The sequence below is a fragment of the Thermosipho sp. 1074 genome, assembly GCF_001999655.1.
GTDB classification, from domain to species: domain Bacteria; phylum Thermotogota; class Thermotogae; order Thermotogales; family Fervidobacteriaceae; genus Thermosipho; species Thermosipho affectus.
Window position 1 is genome coordinate 39,268 of record NZ_LBEX01000005.1, and the last position, 17,879, is coordinate 57,146.

Consider the following 17,879-nt stretch of genomic DNA (forward strand, 5'->3'; position numbering starts at 1 on the left):
CAATGTATGAAAATGAAAAAGTATTAGTTATCCCAACCAAAGAAGTAGAGAAATTATGTAACAAAAAAACAGGTCTAATTAAAGTCCCAGAATATGATATAATTTCAATAATAAAAGAATATGGTAAATTCGTAGATAGAAATACTGCAGAAAACGATGAAACAATTAGACAAGTAATTCCATATATAATTTTAATGGAAAACAACAAATTTCTCCTCTTTAAAAGAACTACTGCCCAAGGAGAAAAAAGATTACACAATAAAGTTACAATAGGTGTTGGAGGGCACATAAATACAGAAGATTCTGTAGAACCTATTGAGGCATTAAAAAAAGGAATGATAAGGGAAATAAACGAAGAAGTTGATGTTGAAATCAAAAATATAGAGTATCTAGGATTAATCAATGTAACTGACAATCCAGTAAGCAGAGTACACGTAGGACTTTGCTATATTGCAAATGTTAAGTATTTTGGTTTAAAGGAAAAGGAAAAATTCATTGAAATATTTTCAGATAATCCAGGCAGATATTTTGAGGAGATGGAAGGATGGAGCAAAGTAGTGGTGCAATCGTTAGATCATATGCAAAAATAAATCTCTTCCTTGATGTCATAAAAAAACGCAGTGATGGATACCATGAGATTTTATCTCTATTTCAAAATATATCCCTTTATGATCGCTTAATAATAACAAAAATCGATAGAGGACTTGAAATAAAATCAAATGTTGATATAGAAAACAATATATTGTACAAAACTTGGGATATTTTTTGCTCAAAATTTAAAGAACCAGAATTTGGCCTTAGAATAACTCTCGAAAAAAATATCCCCATGCAAGCAGGATTAGGTGGTGGAAGCTCAAACGCAGCGGCTTTGTTATTTTATTTATCTGATCAAATGGGAATTCACAAAAACCAGATATTAAACATAGCCTCAGAAATAGGAAGTGATGTTCCATTTTTTCTTTTTGGCGGAACGGCTATAGTAAAAGGGAAAGGCGAAATAATTGAACCTTTAGATCCATTAACTGGTTATAAAGTGAATATAATTACATCCAACGGTATTTCCACAAAAAAAGCATATCAAAGCTTAAATCCCACTTTATTTGGTAAGGCGCCATGTTCACCATACATACTTTATGAAGCGTATAAAAATAGAAATATAACCGAAATAAAAAGATGTACATACAATATATTCGAAAAAATAGTGACGAAAGCCAATAAAGAAATTTCACAAAATCTAAAAAAACTAAAAAAAGCTTCTTTAATATCTGCACTAACAGGTAGTGGTAGTGCAGTATACGGTATTTCATTTAAAGAAGGTGAATTTAAATTTATTCCAAGGGGGATTGAATATGAAAAAGTTAAGCTATAAAGATTTAACTTTAAAAAATTCTGTATTCCCAAGAGTAAATTCTTCGAAAAATATAAGCCCATGCGAAACATTTATTGGACGAGAAGATGCATTTAAAGCTATGCAATTTGGTCTTTCTATGAAACAAAAGGGATATAATATATTCATAGTAGGTCCAAGTGGCACTGGAAGGAAATCTTTTGCCATTTCATTTGCAAAAAAATTTTCCAAGAAAAAGAAAAATTACCACGATTTGGTCTATACCATTGATTTAGATGAAGCGTACGCTGCAAAAGCCATAATACTTCCACCAGGTGAAGGAAAGAAACTAAAGGAAAAGTTAGAAAACATCTCGGAAGACATATTCAAAAACATCCAAAAAACATTTGAAAGTGAAGAATACGAAGAAAAAAAGAAAGAGTTAGAAATGGAATATGAAGAAAAAAAAGAGCAAATTTTAAGTGAACTCTCCAAAAAAGCAGTAAGATTGGGATTTGTAGTAAAACTTACTCCCACGGGCATCGTTTATGCTCCCCAAATGGATGGAAAACCATTATCCCCAGAACAATTTGAACAACTACCTGAAGATATAAAAAGAAATTACGAAGAAAACGCAAAAAAACTGGACCACTTAATCTCAGGAGTGATATATCAATTAAGAAAAATCGACACTGAGTATAGAGAAAAATTCAACGATTTGGACAAATATGCAACTTTATTCTCCATTGATTCACTCTTTGAAGAACTTAAAGAAGAATTCAAATACTCTGAAAAACTTTTAAATCACTTTGAAAAATTGAAAAATCATATAGTGAAACAAAGCGTTAAAATCAAAAACTTTGAAGAATGGAAGGGATATATAAAACACATCCTAACCGTAAACTTAATTGTGGACAACTCAAATTTAAGCAGTGCTCCTGTTGTTTTCGAAAATAATCCCACTTATCCAAACTTATTTGGTAAAGTAGAATACATATCAAAATCCGGAGTGTTATACACAGATTTTTCAATGATTAGGAGTGGTGCTATTCACAGGGCAAATGGTGGGTATTTAATTCTAAATGCCGAAGATATACTTAAATTTCCATACGTTTGGGATAAGTTGAAAAAAACACTAATTTCCCAAAAAATTACCATTGAAAATATAGATAGTGCGTATGGAATAAACCCTACAATAACATTAAAACCTGAACCAATTAATTTAGACTTAAAGGTAATAATAATTGGAACACCAGAGTTATATTACATACTCTACGAATATGATGAGGATTTTAAAAAATTATTTAAGGTTAAAGTTGAGTTTGATTGGGAAATGAACGCAACAAAAGAAAATATAAAACAATATTATTCTTTCATATCAAGCGTAGTTGAAAATAACGAACTTAACCCTTTAAATTCAAAAGCTTTAAAAAGGGTAATATGGTATTCAATGAGACTTTCGGAAAACAAAGATAAACTTTCCATGAAAATGGGAGAAATATCAAGCCTCATAATAGAATCGGATTACTATTCAAAACTACGGAATGCAGATACAATAACAGAAGAAGATATCCTCAATGCAATAAAAAATAGGGAAAATAGAGTTCGATTGATCATGGATAAATATGATGAAGCACTCAAAAAATACGAAATAATGATAGAAACCCAAGGAAAAGTTGTGGGGCAAATAAACGGACTTACGGTAAGTCACTTTGGAGATTTTTCATTTGGTATGCCTGTAAAAATAACCGCCAAAGCATATGTGGGAAATACCGGAATAATCGATATTCAAAGGGAATCAGATTTAAGTGGTAATATACACAGCAAAGCGGTATTAACTCTAATGGGGTACTTAGGTAGTAAATATGCAACTGAATTTTCATTATCACTTGGAATATCTATAAGTTTTGAACAAGTATACGGTGTAGTTGAAGGAGATAGCGCCTCTCTTGCGGAAACTATAGCCATAATATCTGCAATATCTAATATTCCAATTAAACAATCTATAGCAGTAACCGGATCAATTAACCAACACGGTGTAGTCCAACCTATAGGTGGTGCTATAGAAAAAATCGAAGGATTTTATAGATTATGTAAACATAGGGGACTTGATGGTACCCATGGGGTAATAATTCCAATGGCAAATGTAAAAAATCTAATATTAAAAGATGAAATATTGGAAGACGTAAAAAATGGACTTTTCAACATTTGGGCTGTATCTAATGTTGATGAAGCAATTAAAATTTTAATGGATAAACCTGCCGGAAAACTAAACGAAAAAGGCAAATATCCAAAAGGTTCTGTTAATTACTATGTTAGCGAAAAATTAAGAAAAATCCATGAACATCTAGAAGGAAAAAAGAGCAGGAGGTAATACAATGAGAATACTAAGTGGTATGAGACCAACTGGAAAATTACACATTGGCCATCTTTTTGGTGCACTCCAATCATGGGTTAACCTTCAAAAAGAACACGAAGCCTTTTATTTTGTGGCAGATTGGCATGCATTAACTACACATTACAACGATACTGATGAAATAATCAAAAATTCCATTGAACTTGTTAAATCCTACCTTGCAGTGGGAATTGATCCAAACAAATCCACAATATTTATACAATCGGAAATAAAAGAACATGCAGAATTAACATTACTATTTTCAATGTTTGTTCCTGTTTCACGACTTGAAAGGGTTCCAACTTACAAAGAAATCAAACAACAACTAAAAGATAGAGATTTATCAAATGCAGGATTTTTAATCTATCCAGTTTTGCAGGCTTCAGATATACTCATTTACATGGCAGAAGGTGTACCTGTTGGTGAAGATCAAGTCTATCACATAGAACTTACAAGAGAAATTGCAAGAAAATTTAATTACCTTTATAAAGAAGTCTTTCCAGAACCAAAACCAATACTTTCAAAGGTCCCAAAACTACTTGGCACAGATGGCAGGAAGATGAGTAAAAGCTATGGAAATACCGTACCTCTAATTACAAATGAAAATACACTCAAAAAGATGGTAATGCCCATGATCACAGATCCCGCAAGAAAAAGAAGAACAGATCCGGGAAATCCAGAAAAATGTCCCGTATGGGATTATCACAAAGCCTTTGGAATTAACAGTGAAGATGAAGCTTGGGTAAAAGACGGTTGTACAAACGCAAAAATTGGATGTGTAGATTGTAAAAAATTGCTACTAAAAAATATGAAAGAAAAATTGGAACCCATCTGGGAAAAATACAACTTGCTAACAGATGATTATGTTAAAGATGTCATCGTAGATGGAAATAAAAAAGCAAAAAAGATCGCACAAGAAACCATGGAAAAAGTAAGAAGTGCTATGAACCTTGATTATTCTTTTTTGAAAGGCACAAGGTGATTCTATGAATACTTGGCTTCAAAATTATTGGGATAAAAGTTTGCTTTCAATTATTACAATTATAATATCGTATATTTTGTATAAATATCTGATAAAATTAATATACAAATCAATAAAAGCGTTTGGTAAGGAAATCAAAGCCCCAAAAACTGTTCAATTTTTTATCGGAATAATCATCGCAGTTTTTGCAATTTTAATAATTCTAAGCATTTTTGATATTGATCTATTACCATACATTACAGGACTTGGAATCTCAGGAATAATTGTAGGTCTTGCACTTCAAGAACCACTCACAAATTTTATCTCTGGAATACTTGTTATGACCACTCGAAAATTATTCGAAGGTGAAGTAGTAGACATAAATGGAATAACTGGAATAGTTGACGAGATAAAAATAAACCACAGTTATTTAAAAACCTTTGATGGAAAATTGGTGTTACTTCCAAATAAAAGCGTTTGGAGTGGAACTGTAACTAAATACTGGCCCTCTACGGTAAGACGTGTAAATATGGATGTTGGAGTATCATACGATATCAATCTTGAAACAGTTCTCAAGCTACTAAAAAAAGCAATAGATGAAGAACCTCTCGTTGTAAAGGAAAATGTAAATAACTTTATAGCCTTCAAACAATTTGGAACAAGTTCCATAGATTTTACAGTATACTTTTGGGTTGAAAGAAATTCCTACTTTGAAGCAATAAATGCCCTTGCAATAAGAATAAAGCAAATATTCGATGAAAATAAAATAGAAATTCCATTTACACAGATAGACGTTCATATGAAATAACTTTTTTAAATTCACAAACTTTATGGTAAAATTATTATGTTAATCAAAGATAACAATTGCAGGAGGTGGGCTTTATGTTTAAAAATCTTTCAATTAAATCAAAGTTGTGGTTGCTTATTATTCTTTCTTCTGTGATACCTTTAGTCGTTGTTTCAACTTTTGCAATCTTTCATGCTTTTCAATTGGGAAAGGATATGGGAAACAATGCACTACTAGCCATTGCCCGAAATGGTTCAAGTAATTTAGACAACTTTCTAAGTGGTTATATAAATCTCATTGATTTTCTCTCAACAGATGCAAATGTAGTAGGCGCATATGAAAATAAGCATGATGAAAGAACATGGATGCTTAAAACATTTGAAAATATAAAAAACAAATACAAAGACATAATCTTTGTTTATCTTGGGCTTTCAAATAAAAAATTCCTTATTATCCCCGAAAGTGATCTGCCACCTGACTATGATCCAACTGCAAGACCATGGTACAAAGATGCTGTAAAAAACAAAGGTAAAGTAATAATAACAGAACCATATAACGACGCTTCAACAGGAGACATAGTTATCACAGTTGCAAAGACAGTGAAATTAAATGGGAAAATAACAGGTGTTGTTGCTTTAGATTTTAAAGCATCAGAACTTACAAAAAAATTACTGTCTACTAAACTTGGAAAAGGTGGTTATTCATATCTACTTTCCCCAACGGGAAAAACACTTTTACACTCCGATGAAAGTAAAATTGGAATGGATGTATCAAACTTTGATTGGTTTAAAAAGATGAAAGACAAAAAGGAAGGAATAATTGAATACGAATATAAAGGTGTTAAAAGGGTAATTGCATTTTCCAAAACAAACAATGGCTGGATTTTTGCATCTGCAGCACTAAAAAGTGAAGTAAATGACCATGCAACAAAAACTATGATATCTCTTTTTACCATTTCTTTAATTGCAATCGTATTTGCATTCTTATTTGGTACATTTACGGGAAATTCCATTGTTAAACCCCTTAGAAGCCTTGTAACAATCATAGAAAAAATCGGTCAAGGTGATTTAACTATGCGTTCCAATATCAAGTCTAATGATGAAATCGGACGTATTGCAACTGAACTAAACAAAACTCTAGATAATCTTTCTAGCTTAATCTCTCAAGTCGACCAAAATGCCATAAAATTAAATGAAACTTCTGAAAAACTTTCAAGACTTTCAGAAGAACAAGAAACAGAAGTACAATCCTTTACTCAAAACATCGAAGAAATCAATTATGAAATTCAAAATGCTTCTTCTGCTATCGAAGAAACAACAAGTGGTGTTGAAGAGGTTGCAGCAAGTGCTCAAAACGTCTCCAAAACTTCTCAAGACCTTACCGAAAAGGCAAATGAGGTATCCAACGCAGCAAAGATTAGTGAAAAAGCATTGGATACAATAAACCAAATAATAAACAATATAAAGGAAAAATCATTATCTATGTCTGAAAAAGTAGATGACCTTGCAAATAATGCTACAAATATTGGTGAAATTGTTGAAACTATCTCAAGTATAGCAGAACAAACAAACTTACTTGCACTTAACGCTGCAATTGAAGCTGCAAGGGCTGGTGAAGCAGGTAAAGGGTTTGCCGTGGTTGCAGATGAAATAAGAAAACTTGCAGAAGAAAGTAAAATGGCAACTGATAAGATAACTTCTATTTTGAAAAACATCCAAACGGGTTCTGAAAACGTAAGAAATGAAACAAATGATATGGTGGAAATTGTAACAAACGCAAGTAAAGAAAGTGAAAGCGCAACACTAAATCTTAGAGGAATATTAGGTCAAATTTCCGATATTTCCGGTATGATAGAAAATCTTGCCGCAATAGCCCAAGAGCAAAGTGCTGCAGCTGAAGAAATGGCAAGCGCAATGGATGTTGCAAGTAGAAATGTAACAAGTGTTGCAGAAAAAATGGATATGGTTGTTAACAGTGCAAAAATGCAACTTGAAAAAACCACTGAAGTCAAACTTGAAGGTGATAAACTTTCTGAAATTTCTCAACAACTCTACAATGAAGTACAAAAGTTTAAATTATAGAATAAATTCAAAATTCAAATCCTCCGCACAATGCGGAGGATTTTTAATTTTCCCCATTTTTTCCGATAATTATTAAGGAGGTGTTTAAAATGGATGTTAAAAAAATAGGAGGATATGGATATATTCAAGGAATTAAAAGGGAACATATAGAAAAAATAAATAGAGAGAAGTTTAAACAATCAGATTTTTCCTCAGCACTTGAGATAAAAAAACTGTTAGAAGATTCAAAAAAATTACCAGAAGTAAGAGAAAAATTGGTTTTAGAATTAAAAGAAGCTATTAAAAACGGAACTTTTAAAATTGATGCCGAGAAAATTGCAAAATCTATTTTGGGAGGATAAAAATGAAAGAAATAATAAAAAAACAAACAGAATTAATTGAAAAAATTACCTCTTCATTTAAAAGCGCACAAGCTGCGCTTATAAAAAAAGAAATACAAGATTTATCCAAGAACATAGCAATGGTTGAAGAATATTCCCTAGAATTTGAAAAATTAGAAGAATTATTATTAAAAGAACTCAATAATCTAGGATACTCTTCTATAACAAATTATATTAATTCAACAAATGATAAAGAGATGTCCATTTTACTTGCCACATTTATGGAAAAACTAAATGAACTTTCCATAGTTATGTCAAACTTTAAAGAAATGCTGGATTTTGAAAATAATTACTTTGATTTTGTCAAATCGTTATTTTCAAATACATCTCAAACATCTACGTATTCGAAGACTGGATACGAAAAAGTAAACTCTAGTTTTTTTAACAAATCATACTAGGGAGTGATTGAATGCCAGATATTAGCCTTTTCGGTGCTTTAAATACAGGACTTTTGGGTATTTATACAAGCAAACTTGCAATGAATGTTGTATCACATAATATAGCAAATGCAAATACACCTGGATTTTCAAGACAGGTACCTATTATTCGTACAATGCCACCCATTCCCGCAACTACTTTAACACAACCGTCTATACCATTACAGATCGGAACAGGCTCAAAAGTAAAAGACATCCAAAGGATTAGGGATAAATTTTTGGATATTCAATATAGACAGGTAAATAACAAATACAACTATTGGGACTCGATAACTTCAAATTTACACTTTGTCGAACAACTCTTTGCAGAACCAGGTGATTCTGGAATAAGATATTTATTTGATTCAATGTGGTCAGGTATGGAGGAAATAATAACTGATCCAACTAATAGTGCTGCAAAACGAGAACTTGTAAGTAGAGCTGAAGAATTTGTCAAAAACATAAAAGATTTATACTTAAGACTCGAACAACTAAGAGAAGATTTAGACTTTGAAATTACCCAAAGAGTTGATCAAATAAATTCTATGGTAGAAAGACTTGCCGATATAAATTCAAAAGTACGTCTATCAATGGCCCTAAAATCCACTCCCAATGACCTGTTGGACGAAAGAGATAGGATATTAGATGACCTTTCAAAGCTTGCAGATATTTACTACACAGAAGATGCCTCAGGACAAATCACGTTGAGGATAGGGGATCAAATAGTCCTTACGGGAAGTGATATCAATAAATTAAGAGCACTTGAAAGGCCATATGGAAAGGGTTTTAAAGAAATATTTGTAAGAAATTCAAAAGTTGATATACACGATGGAAGTCTAAAAGCAGCTATAGATTTGAGGGATAAAACAATAGTAAAGTACATGAACAGGTTAGATGAATTTGTACTATATCTAACCGACAAATTCAATCTAATCCATAGAGATGGGTTCAACAAAGACGGTAGTGTAACTGGTCTAGACTTTTTCTCACAAATAGAAACAGATAACATTGAAAATTCCGTTTTATTTAGATTAGCTGGTACCAAGAGAGTTGAAGGTGGACCAATAAAATATATTTCAGGTATGTCAAATAGAAATAATGTAAGTGATATAACCACAAAACAATTCATTGATCAAGGTTCCATAGTATTTTTTGACGGTTCTACAAATGTTAGTGCTATATCTGTAAATGCCGGAGACACAATCCAAGACTTTATAAATTCCGTTTCTGCTTCTGGACTTTGGTTTTCATTTGAAACTGCAATGCACAACAGTGCAACATATTTACTCAGAATGGTTGGAAGCACAAATCTAAAAGATACTTTGGCACTAGATTTTAACGGAAATATGTTCAATACAATGGGATTTGACACAAAAGATGTCAATATATTCGTAATAAATCAATCTGATTTTAACGTTGAAAATGGTAATTACAAAATAAATATCAACGGTATCGAAGCCAACTTAAACATTACTTCAGGTTACACATTAAATGACCTTGCAAATGATTTAAACACAAACTTTTCCACCGAAATAAAGGCATTTGTACACAACAATAAACTTTTAATACTTCCAACCAAAAATAACGAATTTAACCTAAATAGAATAAATTTGCAAGACCCCGATGGACTGTTCACACAGGCAAATATTCACATTGAAACGTACAAGGCATTGGACACAAGTAAAGAAACACTTGATAACATATTAGACAGAACAGATCCATTTAAAATAACTATAGGAGCAACTGAAATAGAAATTGATCCAACACAACTAACTCTAAAAGACTTTGTGAAAAAACTAAATGAATCGGGAACAGGAATTCTCTTTGATATAACACCACACAACAAGGTAGTAATTAGGGGTACAAGATCAATGAACTTTAAAATAGACAAAACTATTAAAGGACCAGAAGAATTATTTGTAAAATTGGGATTTATAGATCCAGATAGCGATCCTACAAATGATTGGAACGAAAAATATATATTTCTAAATCCTTTCGATGCTCCAAAAACACTTAGAGAGAAGTTTTCAAAGGCAGACACACTCTTTGTGGACAAAATAATAACAAATGAACCTTTTAGATTTGTGGAAAAACTAAAAGTGAATACAACTGTTTCTTCCAACCCTGAAACTATAGCCGTTGACTTTGGAATCATAAAAGATAATACAAATTGGGACGCAAAAGTATTCAATCCAACAGGTCAGGCAAATACCAAAATAATGGAAATGCTTTCTTCAATGAGATTTGAAAAAATACTAAACGATGGTCGAGAGAGTTTTGCAGAATATCTTGGGGGTATAGTTGCTGAAATGGGTGTAGAAGGTGAAACCGCAATGAAAATGAAAAACAATACAGATATAGTAATGAAAGACATAAGCAATGAACGTGAAAGGGTAAAAGGTGTCTCATTAGATGAAGAAATGGCAAATATGATTAAGTTTCAACATGCTTTTAACGCATCTGCTCGTGTTATGACAGCAGTAGATGAAATGATAGGTAGAGTGATTGACAGACTCGGTGTTGTAGGAAGATAGGAGGGGATTTAGATGAGAATAACAAATGGAATGATAAACGAAAGAACATTGTTTAATATACAAAAGAGTTTGTATAGAATTAGCAAATTACACGATAAATTATCATCTGGTAAAGAGGTATCATATCCAAGTGACGATGCAGTAGTTGCTACACGCTCTTCAAACATATCAAGTAGATTAAGAGAATTAAAGCAATTCAAAAGAAACGTTGAACACACCCAAAATTTTGTCAATATATATGATTCCACCATCCAAGAATTAACAAATGTCTACCATAGAATAAAAGAATTAATTGTAAGGGGTGCAAATGGAGTTAACGATGTAGCCGAAAGGGAGTCAATAGCAGAAGAATTAAAAGAGCTAAAAAACCATTTAGAAGATATAGCAAATACTCAATTGGGAGGAGAATACATATTTGGTGGTGCAAGATCAGATTTAAAACCCGTGGAAAATGGAAAGATCCAAACACCACCAGAGGCAAATGTTAAAAGAAAAGTAAACGCACTTGGATTTACCATTGAATACGGTATCACAGTATACGATGTTTTTAAGCTTGATACGGGAAAAGATGCATTTACCGTAATCAATGACGCAATAAATGCTTTAAAAGAAGGAAATTCAAAAAAACTTTCAAATATAACACTCAAAGAAGTAAATAAACTGGAAACATCAACAATGGATGTATTTGCACAGATAGGTGCAAACACAAGAACATTAGAATTAATAAGTACAAGGATAACGGATATCGATACATTCATGACAGAGTATCTCTCAAAAGAACAAGATGCAGATTTAACAAAGGTACTAACTGATCTTTCTATGCAACAATCTGTGCTGCAAGCCGCCTTAAAATCTGCAGCACAAGTATTACAAAAAACTTTGGTTGATTTTGTATGATAAAATTGCCACCATTTGACAAAAATTTTGGGAAAGAAATAAAAACAATAGATATAGAAGGTCATAAACCGACGCACGCGTCGGCTTTGTTGCTTTGGTATTCAAAACCTACAAAAAATGTTAAAAAAGTATGTGAACTTGGCTCTGGAACGGGTTTTGTCTCATTTGGATTAGAAAAATACTACAAATTAGAGGTATTGGGGCTAGAAATATTAAAAGAACTCTACGATAATGCATTAAAGGCTATTTCCATAAACAAAGCGAAAAAATTAAATTTTATGCATATTGATGTAAAAGATGTAAAAAAACACCTAAAAGCGGAATCATTCGACATGGTGGTGTTTAATCCCCCATTTCACTTTTCCTCCACATCGGATAAAATTATCAGGGAAAAATCCAGAAAAGGATCCCTAAGTATCCTTCAAGACTTTGTTGTTTCTGCTTCCTTTTTGTTAAAAAACAAAGGGCTATTTGTAACAGTTATTTCTCCATATGTTCTCCCTGTATTTATGAATCTCCTCACATCAAATAAATTAACACCTCAGCAAATGTGCATCGCATATGGAAAAAAAGCAGAACTAGTCTTAATACGCGGAAGAAAAAATGGTGGTAATCATCTTGAAATTGACCCTCCTGTATTTTTGTATTAATTTTGTGATAAAATATATTTGAGGTTGAGACTATGAAAATTCTTACAATTTTATCGATTTTTTTGATTATTTTTTACATATTTACGGTTATATTTTTCCCATTTATAGAATTTTTTGAATTAAAAATAATGGATTTATTTTATAGAACACGGGGTACAATAAAGATAAATCCAGATATCGTTATTGTAGGTATTGATGAATATTCCCTTACATCTCTTGAAGCGCAAAATGATGTATGGCCATGGTCTCGTTATCACTACGGCAAAGTAATTAAAAACATATTTAAAGCAGGTGCCAAGGTGGTTCTTTTTGATATATCCTTTACAGAAGAAGACGAAGTAAACCCAAAATATGACAACTATCTTGCAAGTATACTTTCGGTATATAGGAATGTAGTCCTGGGGAGTTACTTAATTAATGAAAAAGACACCTATAAAAAATACAACGAAGAAATCAAAAAAAAGCTTGAAAAAAATATAACTTACCTTAACTATACTTACAAAATGAAAAATTTCAAAAACCTTGACTACTTAACTCCCATTCAAATATATAAAGTAAGACCACCTATATTAAAATTCTCATCTCTTGTTCCATCCGCTACCTATGAGATAGGAGAAATAGATATAGACGGTGTTGTACGTAGTATTCCTTTATTTTTCAAAGAAAATTGGTCAATGGAAAGAGGACTATCCTCCGGGTTTCTTCCACATATGGATGTTCTAGCAGTTGGTCTTTACAAAAACTCAAATCTGAAAAACTTGATAGTTGACTTTAAAGAAAGAAAGGTAGAATTAAATAACCTAACCATTCCATTTGACTCAAATGGACTTTTTAGATTATTCTACTATGGTGATAAAATATTCCCTGAAATACCGTTTTACGATGTAGAAACGGGAAAGTTTGATCCAAAACTTTTTAAAGATAAGATAGTTATAATTGGTTATACCGCAACGGCTAAAGGTCTATACGATCTTAGAATAACACCTTTTTCAAACAACACACCTGGAGTATTCATTCATGCAACTGCAATACAAAATATGATTAATAAAGATACTTTAAATAGAATACCTATTTGGGGAAAGTTAGTTATTCTTATTTTTACACTAATATTTGTCTTATTATTCTCAAGATCTAAAAATATAAAGATAAACTTAATTTCATTCCTTTCAATCCCATTAATATTAATAATTTCCTACGTCTTTTTTCTCAACAAAATATACATAGATTGTTTTTATCCCATTGTTTCAAGCTTAATAATTTCAACCACAAGCATATCCAAAAACCTTATAAAGGAAAACAGGGAAAAGAAAAAAATGAAGGAGTATCTATACAGATATGTTCCAGACAGTGTTGCAGATTTTTTGGTGAAAAAAGGTAAAATAGAATTAGGAGGAGAAGAAAAAAATATAGTCGTACTTTTCTCAGATATAAAGGGATTCACTGCTTTATCAGAGAAATTGGAAGCATCAAAACTTGTCGAAATATTAAATAATTATCTTACCAAAATGAGTAATATAATTAGAAATAAATACCAAGGTACTATAGATAAATTTGTTGGTGATGCAATAATGGCTATATTTGGAGCACCTGTAGAATACGGGAATGAAGTAGAACGTGCTTTAAAATGCGCCCTTGACATGAGAAAAGAACTTGAAGCGTTTAACAAAGAATACAACCTTAATCTTGATAGTGGTATAGGTATCCATATAGGTCCTGCAATCGTGGGAAATATTGGTGCACCATTTAGAATGGATTACACTTCAATTGGAGATACGGTAAACACTTGTTCAAGGATAGAACACCTTACACGCGATGTCCCCGCTGGTATAATTGTTTCTGAAGATATATACAACCTTTCAAAAGAAAAGTTTGAATTTAAATATATAGGCAAATTTAAAGTAAAGGGAAAAAGTCTTCCGTTAAAAATATATGAGTTAAAGGGTGAAAAACATGAAACTTAAAAACATTTCTATAGATAACAAAGGTGAAAAAGGAAAAAAATTGCTTTTAAGGTTAAATATAAAAAAACATACAGTGGAATTTTACGAATCCATAGATATTGATGCTATTTACTTACTTTCAAATTATTTTGAAATTTTTGATCCAGAATTTATAACTCCAGTACTTCCAAAATTGCTAAATTCCAATAACTTAGATGAATCTTTAAAAATTCTTAAAGATTTTTGGCATCTTAAAGAATTAAAATTAACAGACAAGGTAAAGGAAATAAAGTTTGAAAACAACATATTTGAATATCCGCTTAAAAGTAAGGCCTCAGGGGAACTTGGTACATTGATATTTTATAGTGTAACTCCAGAATTTGTACTCAACTTCCTTTCAATATCAGATTCTATTACTTCAATACTCGAAGGATTAATAATCCAAAAGAGAATGTCCATTATTCTATCAGACACCATAGATGCTTTATCAGAAGCTCTAGCCAAAAGAAGAAACAAAAATCAAGAAAAAAATAAAAAAATAGAAAAAAATATAATCTCACTAGGAAAAAAATTTGGATTCAATATGGATTTGTTAAAACTTTGTGCAAAAATATACGACATAGGTATGATTGGCATACCGGATCAACAAGAAGATAGTGGAGAAAAACACGTAAAATACGGTTATGAAATATTAAGCAAAATAGAAGATATTCCAAAAGAATTGCTAGATGCAGTACTATTTCATCACGAAAAACTTGACGGAAGTGGTCCTTTAAATGTGAAAGATGTACCGTTAATAGCACAGATTATCGGGATTGTAATTGAAGTCTTTGAAAATAATGTGCCAATTGAAAGTTTATCTGGAAAATATGATCCACGACTTTTAAAGGAGCTAAAACATGGATAAATTTATTCATTTGTTCCTTGGGCACTTATTTGGAGATTACGTTTTTCAAAACAAATGGATTGCAACTAAAAAGCCTAGAGAATTTAAAGTATTACTCATCCATATTTTAATCATCTTTTTAAGCCAAACATTTTTCTATCTTGGAAAAAATTTCAATTTAAAATCACTTTACTTGATAGGTATTCTATCTGTTATACATTTTTTTATAGACTTTATAAAATTTGTAAATAACAAAAAAAAGTTTTTCAGCTCACACAAATATTATTTGATAGATCAAATGATGCACATTCTATCGATTATAACAATCGCATTTTTCATACCATCCACTAGCTTTTTTATTCCAAAAAACATATCGGTAATCTTAAGCTCTTCTGTATTTAATGCCTATCTTCTAGGAATCTATTCTTTCTTCCTCAAAAATGATACCGCATACAAAAGAGATATTGAAGGTTATATAGTTAGAGGATTTTGTCCTGTAGTATATCTTTTTGGGCCTGTTTATTATTCTATATACACTCTAATTACAGGAGTGTATTCAATATACTTTCTAAAAAAACATCAAGTAATTTCATGGGCATTGTCAATAACCCTGACAATAGTATTTATGGAGGTGATGTTATGAAAAAAATAATTTTTCTATTACTATTTTTTTCCTCTCTTATGTTCTCAAAGCTAATCGTAATCCCAGATGCAACCCAAGTTTATACAGGTGGAGAAGTTGGGATAAAGATTTCTTCAGATGAAAAGGTATTTGTCGATTTTAATCTAGGAGGTTTTGACGATCCTGATATTATCTTCGATGGTACAGATAAAGATTACGTAAAATACATTGCTCCATTAGTTGAAGGAAGCGACACAATAATTTTTAAAACTTCAAAGGAAACTGCAACTCTAACAATATATTTTGTAGAAAAAAGAGAAGATTTAAAAACGGCTGTAGCAAAAGTCAGTAATTTTTCGGGAAATGTTGCAATAAAAAAGAAAGATATATGGGAAGCTATCACAAACAACACAATTATTGAAGAAGGCGATGAAATACTTACAATGGAAAATTCTTTTGTTGAAATATCTTTCCCAGACGGAAGCATTTCAAGAATACTTGAAAATTCTCAAGTTTTAGTGGAAAAACTACGATATGATGGTAAAGTAGATATTGTCCTAAACCTAAAAAAAGGAGAAAATTACAACATAATCCAAAAGTTTCTAACTTCTGGCTCAAACTTTAAGGTTAAAACATCCAGCGTTACAGCAGGTGTAAGAGGTACAAAATTTGCAGTAATTAATAAAGATGGAAAGATTAATATTACTACATTTGAAGGGACTGTGTTTGCATATTTTAAAAACGGAAAAATACTCCCCGTAAAAAGTGGATTCTCTGTTTCTTCATTCGCAAAACCTACAAAAAATACCATACCTGAAAGTGAATTTGAACCAAAAAAAGAAACTATTGAAAAACCAAAAGGTAAAGCAGAAAGCATCACCGAAAATGCGGAAATACCACCAATCTCAATTGAACCTGTGAATAAGAATAAAACAAATTATATGGTTTATTCTATTGCACCAGAATTTAACATTGGTTCTGTAACCCTTGGAATAGGTTTTACCGCATATTCCACAGAAGTAGGGGGAAATCTATATTATGGACTCCCATCTTCAAACCCAAGTACCAATATAATAAACGCATTTACATTGAATTCCGTTGCTTTTTCTTTGTTTGGAGCAAAATTTAGATATGGAAACATGATCCCAATTTCACTTGCAATGGGATTTACCACAAGAGATTTCTACAACTTCAGCGCAAAAACTTTTGATTTTGCGTACGAAAATGAAACAATGTATTTATTTATACACCTTCCATATGAACTTTCAAAGATTTATCCCATTGAATTTACAAATTCTGATTCAGTCTTTATGGGAGAATTTGCCATAAAATTTGATCTTCCATTTATCGGCAAATCAAAACTAGGTATATCCACCGTATACGATAAAGATGCAAGTCCCATGTATGTTGAAAACAATTCCACTCCTATAACCTTGGCATACTCTTTCTTTGCCAAAAAAACACTAATCGATAACATAGACTTAGGTGTTGAACTTTCAATGGAAAAAGGAGAAAAAAGTACATATGGTGCGTTTGCGGGAATATACGGAAAACTAAGTTTGTTAAATATTACAGGAGGTTTCTATTATCATTTTAAAGACTTTATCCCGTACTACTTTAACCGAAATTATGCAAAATTAAAGTATAATAATAAACTTCCCGCTATGAATTCAAATGCGGCCTTTGGATATCTTTTTGGATTTGATTTCGATTCAAATTACGCTACAGGAAGATTCTATCTATACGGATTTGATCCAAAACTTGAGGGCGAGGGAAGGATAATAGTTCCTGCAATAGGTAAATTCAGTGGTCTATTTATATCAGCTTACTACTATGATCCCACACCATTTATCGATGGATTGTTAAGTAATGACACAAATTCATATATAAAAATAACATATCCATTAATTGGAGAGTCTTTTACCGGTGGAATACTATTTGAATGGAATGGCACCGAATGGGTTGAAAATGTAATCTTTGGAACTGAAATTGGGAGGTGATTA

The 17,879-nt window shown here is 31.6% G+C and carries 15 protein-coding genes; all 15 read left to right on the forward strand.

The features are described from left to right. Positions 1 to 2: 2 nt before the first annotated feature. The gene (locus tag XO08_RS02680; RefSeq protein WP_075665520.1) at positions 3 to 590 is read left to right on the forward strand and encodes an NUDIX domain-containing protein; all 588 of its coding nucleotides are present in this window, start codon (positions 3 to 5) and stop codon (positions 588 to 590) included. Then, entirely contained in the window at positions 545 to 1,369 is an 825-nt protein-coding gene (gene ispE, locus XO08_RS02685) for a 4-(cytidine 5'-diphospho)-2-C-methyl-D-erythritol kinase (RefSeq protein ID WP_077287180.1), read from the forward strand. The genes XO08_RS02680 and ispE overlap by 46 nt, the downstream gene beginning before the upstream one ends. Continuing rightward, the gene (locus XO08_RS02690) at positions 1,350 to 3,701 is read left to right on the forward strand and encodes an ATP-binding protein (RefSeq protein ID WP_075665522.1); all 2,352 of its coding nucleotides are present in this window, start codon (positions 1,350 to 1,352) and stop codon (positions 3,699 to 3,701) included. Before ispE ends, XO08_RS02690 begins: the two co-directional genes overlap by 20 nt. Positions 3,702 to 3,705: 4 nt before the next feature. Beyond that, positions 3,706 to 4,704 (forward strand): tryptophan--tRNA ligase, encoded by a 999-nt coding sequence (trpS, locus tag XO08_RS02695; RefSeq protein ID WP_075665523.1) that lies wholly within the window; start codon positions 3,706 to 3,708, stop codon positions 4,702 to 4,704. A gap of 4 nt (positions 4,705 to 4,708) precedes the next feature. Further along, positions 4,709 to 5,491 carry a mechanosensitive ion channel family protein gene (locus XO08_RS02700; RefSeq protein WP_075665524.1) on the forward strand — a complete coding sequence of 261 codons (783 nt, stop codon included), beginning with the start codon at positions 4,709 to 4,711 and terminating at the stop codon, positions 5,489 to 5,491. 74 nt (positions 5,492 to 5,565) lie between these two features. Then, a complete protein-coding gene (locus XO08_RS02705; protein ID WP_077287182.1) occupies positions 5,566 to 7,551 on the forward strand; it encodes a methyl-accepting chemotaxis protein in 1,986 nt (661 codons plus the stop codon). Positions 7,552 to 7,640: 89 nt separating this feature from the next. After that, positions 7,641 to 7,892 (forward strand): flagellar biosynthesis anti-sigma factor FlgM, encoded by a 252-nt coding sequence (gene flgM, locus XO08_RS02710; RefSeq protein WP_075665526.1) that lies wholly within the window; start codon positions 7,641 to 7,643, stop codon positions 7,890 to 7,892. Between the two features lie 2 nt (positions 7,893 to 7,894). Then, the gene (locus tag XO08_RS02715) at positions 7,895 to 8,329 is read left to right on the forward strand and encodes a hypothetical protein (RefSeq protein WP_075665527.1); all 435 of its coding nucleotides are present in this window, start codon (positions 7,895 to 7,897) and stop codon (positions 8,327 to 8,329) included. An 11-nt stretch (positions 8,330 to 8,340) separates the two neighbouring features. Further along, positions 8,341 to 10,881 carry a flagellar hook-associated protein FlgK gene (gene flgK, locus XO08_RS02720; RefSeq protein WP_077287184.1) on the forward strand — a complete coding sequence of 847 codons (2,541 nt, stop codon included), beginning with the start codon at positions 8,341 to 8,343 and terminating at the stop codon, positions 10,879 to 10,881. Between the two features lie 12 nt (positions 10,882 to 10,893). Continuing rightward, a complete protein-coding gene (flgL, locus tag XO08_RS02725) occupies positions 10,894 to 11,778 on the forward strand; it encodes a flagellar hook-associated protein FlgL (protein ID WP_075665529.1) in 885 nt (294 codons plus the stop codon). Beyond that, positions 11,775 to 12,428 carry a tRNA1(Val) (adenine(37)-N6)-methyltransferase gene (locus XO08_RS02730; protein ID WP_075665530.1) on the forward strand — a complete coding sequence of 218 codons (654 nt, stop codon included), beginning with the start codon at positions 11,775 to 11,777 and terminating at the stop codon, positions 12,426 to 12,428. Before flgL ends, XO08_RS02730 begins: the two co-directional genes overlap by 4 nt. 32 nt (positions 12,429 to 12,460) lie before the next feature. Further along, positions 12,461 to 14,389 (forward strand): CHASE2 domain-containing protein, encoded by a 1,929-nt coding sequence (locus XO08_RS02735; protein WP_075665531.1) that lies wholly within the window; start codon positions 12,461 to 12,463, stop codon positions 14,387 to 14,389. Next, positions 14,379 to 15,275: an HD-GYP domain-containing protein gene (locus tag XO08_RS02740; RefSeq protein ID WP_075665532.1), complete on the forward strand. Its 897-nt coding sequence runs from the start codon at positions 14,379 to 14,381 to the stop codon at positions 15,273 to 15,275. The genes XO08_RS02735 and XO08_RS02740 overlap by 11 nt, the downstream gene beginning before the upstream one ends. Further along, on the forward strand, positions 15,268 to 15,897 hold the full coding sequence (locus XO08_RS02745) for a DUF3307 domain-containing protein (protein WP_075665533.1): 630 nt from the start codon (positions 15,268 to 15,270) through the stop codon (positions 15,895 to 15,897). Before XO08_RS02740 ends, XO08_RS02745 begins: the two co-directional genes overlap by 8 nt. After that, positions 15,894 to 17,876 carry a FecR domain-containing protein gene (locus XO08_RS02750; RefSeq protein ID WP_075665534.1) on the forward strand — a complete coding sequence of 661 codons (1,983 nt, stop codon included), beginning with the start codon at positions 15,894 to 15,896 and terminating at the stop codon, positions 17,874 to 17,876. The genes XO08_RS02745 and XO08_RS02750 overlap by 4 nt, the downstream gene beginning before the upstream one ends. Positions 17,877 to 17,879: the final 3 nt, after the last annotated feature.